General features: G+C 69.2%; 3 protein-coding genes. All 3 read left to right on the plus strand.

From position 1 onward, the window contains the following. Nucleotides 1-241 precede the first annotated feature (241 nt). From HG543_RS52040 to clpA, 3 genes are read left to right on the plus strand one after another with little or no spacing between them, the layout of a single operon-like run. Nucleotides 242-1,402, plus strand: a complete 1,161-nt coding sequence (locus HG543_RS52040; RefSeq protein ID WP_169352426.1) for a GNAT family N-acetyltransferase — start codon at nucleotides 242-244, stop codon at nucleotides 1,400-1,402. Nucleotides 1,403-1,445: 43 nt separating this feature from the next. Then, nucleotides 1,446-1,769 (plus strand): ATP-dependent Clp protease adaptor ClpS, encoded by a 324-nt coding sequence (locus tag HG543_RS52045; protein WP_169352427.1) that lies wholly within the window; start codon nucleotides 1,446-1,448, stop codon nucleotides 1,767-1,769. A 3-nt stretch (nucleotides 1,770-1,772) separates the two neighbouring features. Continuing rightward, the gene (clpA, locus tag HG543_RS52050) at nucleotides 1,773-4,073 is read left to right on the plus strand and encodes an ATP-dependent Clp protease ATP-binding subunit ClpA (RefSeq protein WP_169352428.1); all 2,301 of its coding nucleotides are present in this window, start codon (nucleotides 1,773-1,775) and stop codon (nucleotides 4,071-4,073) included. The last annotated feature ends 8 nt before the right edge of the window (nucleotides 4,074-4,081 follow it).

Raw genomic sequence — 4,081 nt, forward strand, 5'->3', positions numbered from 1 at the left:
GTCGCCCCCCTGAACCCCGCCTGGAGCGCCTTCCTCATCCTGGTGGACCTGGAGGTGGGCACCGTCAGCGACGCGGCGCGCCGGGTGATGGAGACGGACGAGGGCCGCCGCCGGGGCGAGGAAGGGCTGGCGGAGGCCGGGCGCTTCCTTGCCGCGGAGCTGACACGCGGGAAGTAGGCTCGCTGCGGCACCCACGTCGCATCGTTATAGGCTCGCCCCGACCGACACCTCGACCGCCGCGATGTCCACCCCGCTGCCCACCACCCTGCGCATCCTGCCCTCCATCACCGAGGTCCCCCGCGCCGCGTGGGACGCGCTGGTGGACGACACGGCCGCGCCCTTCCTGGAGTGGACGTTCCTCGCCAGCCTGGAGGAGAGCGGCAGCGCGGTGCCGGAGCGGGGCTGGCACCCCCGCCACCTGACGCTGTGGCGCGGCTCGCGGCTCGTCGCCGCCGCGCCCGCGTACCTCAAGGACGACAGCAACGGCGAGTTCGTCTTCGACAGCCCCTGGGCCACCGCCGCCGAGCGCGCCGGCCTGCGCTACTACCCGAAGCTCGTCCTCACCGTCCCCTTCACCCCCGCCACCGGCCGCCGCGTGCTGGTGGCCCCCGGCGAGGACCGGCCCGCGCGCGAGGCCGAGCTGTACGCCGCCGTCCAGGAGTACGCCCGCGCCGAGCGCCTGTCCGGCGTGCACGTCCTCTTCCCCACCGAGGCGGAACTGCCCGTGCTGGAGGCCCAGGGCTTCGCGGTGCGCCTGGGCGTGCAGTACCAGTGGCACAATGATGGCTATCGCACGCTCGAGGACTTCCTCGCCCGCTTCCACTCCCGGCGGCGCAACCAGCTGCGGCGGGAGCTGCGCGCCCCGGCCCAGCAGGGCATCGAGGTGCGCACCCTGCGCGGCGACGCGCTGGCGGATGTGGATGCGGACGCCGTCTACCGCCTGTATGTCTCCACGGTGGACAAGTATCCGTGGGGCCAGCGCTTCCTCACTCCGGACTTCTTCGCGCGGATGCTCGCCCGCTTCCGGCACCGCTGTGAGTGGGTGGAGGCCCGGCGGGAAGGGAGGTTGGTGGCCGGCGCGTTCAACTTCGCTGGCCCCCACGTCCTGTATGGCCGTTACTGGGGCTGCTTCGAGGAGCACCCCTTCCTGCACTTCAACGTCTGCCTGTACCACCCGGTGGAGCAGGGCATCGCCCGGGGCCTGAAGCGTTTCGAGCCCGGCCACGGCGGCGAGCACAAGCTCACGCGAGGCTTCGAGCCCCGTCTCACATACAGTGCCCACCTCCTCCTCCACCCGGGCCTGGACAGGGCCGTCCGCGGCTTCCTGGCCCACGAGCGGGCAGCCGTCCAAGGCGGCCTGCCCCAGTGGCGAGCGGAGACCGGTTTCAAGGAGGGGGCCTGAAAATCCCCCCTCCCGTCATCATTAAAGGGAGCCCGACAAACCCATGGCGCAGAAGCACGAGCACGATACCTCCGTCGTCACGGAGTCAGCCCCCAAGACGAAGCTCAAGAAGCCCTCGCTCTACAAGGTACTGTTGCACAACGACAACTACACGACGCGCGAGTTCGTCGTCGCGGTGCTCAGGGAGGTCTTCCACAAGTCGGAGACGGATGCCGTGCAGATCATGCTGCACGTTCATTACAACGGAGTCGGGGTCGCCGGCGTCTATACGTATGACGTCGCCGAGACGAAGATTCGAACGGTGGAGGCCGCGGCACAGGAGAATGGTTTTCCCCTGCGGCTCTCCATGGAACCCGAGGAAGGTTGAAACGTGGCAGGACCGCTGATTGCCAAAGAGTTGCAGGCCAGCTTCCGCACCGCCCTGGATGAGGCGCGGAAGATGCGCCACGAGTACCTGACGCTGGAGCACCTGCTCCTGGCGCTCACGAAGGACTCGCGCACGCGCGAGGTCCTCAAGGCGTGCGGGGCCGACGTGAAGCGGCTGCAGGAGCGGCTGGTCTCCTTCCTGGAGGAGACGGTCGAACGGCTGCCCGAGGGCGTGGAGGCCGAGCCCCAGCAGACCATTGGCGTGGAGCGGGTGCTCCACCGCGCCGCCATGCACGCCCTGTCCGCCGAGCAGAAGCTCATCGACGGCGGGGACGTGCTGGTGGCCATGTTCCGCGAGGAGGAGAGCCAGGCCCTCTACCTGCTCCAGCAGGAGGGCGTCACCCGGCTGGACCTCCTCAACTACATCTCCCACGGCATCTCCAAGGACGGGGAGAGCGACGGCGCCCCTGACGCCGCCGCCAGCCGTGGCGCCGCCGCGGGCGACGACGAGGAGGGCGAGTCCCCCCGCAAGAGCCCGCTGGAGGCGTACACCACCCAGCTCAACATCGAGGCGAAGGAGGGGCGCATCGACCCGCTCATCGGCCGCGAGAAGGAGCTGGAGCGCACCATCCAGGTGCTCTGCCGCCGCCGGAAGAACAACCCGCTCTACGTGGGCGAGGCGGGCGTGGGCAAGACGGCCATCGCGGAAGGGCTGGCCCTGCACATCCACGAGGGCAAGGTGCCGGAGGCGCTGAAGAACGCCGTCGTCTACTCGCTCGACATGGGCGCGCTGCTGGCCGGCACCAAGTTCCGCGGCCAGTTCGAGGAGCGGCTCAAGGGCGTGCTCAAGGCGCTGCAGGAGCAGAAGGACGCCATCCTCTTCATCGACGAAATCCACACCATCGTCGGCGCCGGCGCCACCAGCGGCGGCTCCATGGACGCGTCCAACCTGCTCAAGCCCGCGCTGGCCAGCGGCCGGCTGCGCTGCATCGGCTCCACGACGTACCAGGAGTACAAGTCCGCCTTCGAGAGGGACAGGGCCCTGTCGCGGCGCTTCCAGAAGATTGAGGTGGGCGAGCCGTCCGTGGAGGACACCGTCCTCATCCTGGAGGGGCTGAAGAGCCGCTACGAGGAGCACCACCGGGTGAAGTACCAGCCCGAGGCCATCCGCGCGGCGGCGGAGCTGTCCGCCAAGCACATCAACGACCGGTTCCTGCCGGACAAGGCCATCGACGTCATCGACGAGACGGGCGCGGCCGAGCGGCTGAAGCCGGAGGGCAAGCGCACCAACACCGTCACCGCCGCGGACGTGGAGTCCGTGGTGGCGAAGATGGCGAAGATTCCGGCCAAGAGCGTGTCCGCGAGCGAGGGCGTCCAGCTGCAGAACCTGGAGAAGGAGCTGCAGGGGGTCATCTTCGGTCAGGACGCGGCCATCAAGGACCTGGTCAGCGCCATCAAGCTGGCGCGCTCGGGTCTGCGGGCGCCGGAGAAGCCCATCGGCAGCTTCCTCTTCTCGGGCCCCACGGGCGTGGGCAAGACGGAGCTGGCCAAGCAGCTCGCGCACTCGCTGGGCGTGGAGTTCCTGCGCTTCGACATGAGCGAGTACTCGGAGAAGCACACGGTGAGCCGGCTCATCGGCGCGCCTCCGGGGTACGTGGGCTTCGACCAGGGCGGCCTGCTCACGGACGCCGTGCGCAAGCACCCGTACGCGGTGCTGGTGCTGGATGAAATCGAGAAGGCCCACCCGGACCTCTTCAACATCCTGCTCCAGGTGATGGACCACGCGACGCTGACGGACAACAACGGCCGCAAGGCCGACTTCCGCAACATCGTCCTCATCCTCACCACCAACGCGGGCGCCCAGGAGATGAGCACCAAGGCCATTGGCTTCGGTGACCTCGCGAAGCCGGCGGACGCCACGCGCGCGAAGAAGGCGATTGAACGCACCTTCACGCCGGAGTTCCGCAACCGGCTGGACGGGTGGATTCTCTTCTCCGGCCTGCCGCCCGAGGTCATCCTCAAGGTGGTGGACAAGGAGGTCCGCCTCCTCCAGAAGATGCTGGACGAGAAGAAGGTGAAGCTGGAGCTGACGCCCGCCGCCCGCGCGTGGCTGGCCGAGCACGGCTACGACCCGGCCTTCGGCGCCCGGCCCATGGCCCGCCTCGTGGACAACTCGCTGAAGAAGCCCCTCGCCGAGGCGCTCCTCTTCGGCGACCTGAAGGACGGCGGCATCGCCCGCTACGACGTCGAGGGCGACAGCCTGAAGCTCCAGACGGTCCGTGCCCCCGCCCCGGCGGAGGCGTAGTCCCCTCC

The sequence above is a fragment of the Pyxidicoccus fallax genome (assembly GCF_012933655.1).
Taxonomy (GTDB): domain Bacteria; phylum Myxococcota; class Myxococcia; order Myxococcales; family Myxococcaceae; genus Myxococcus; species Myxococcus fallax.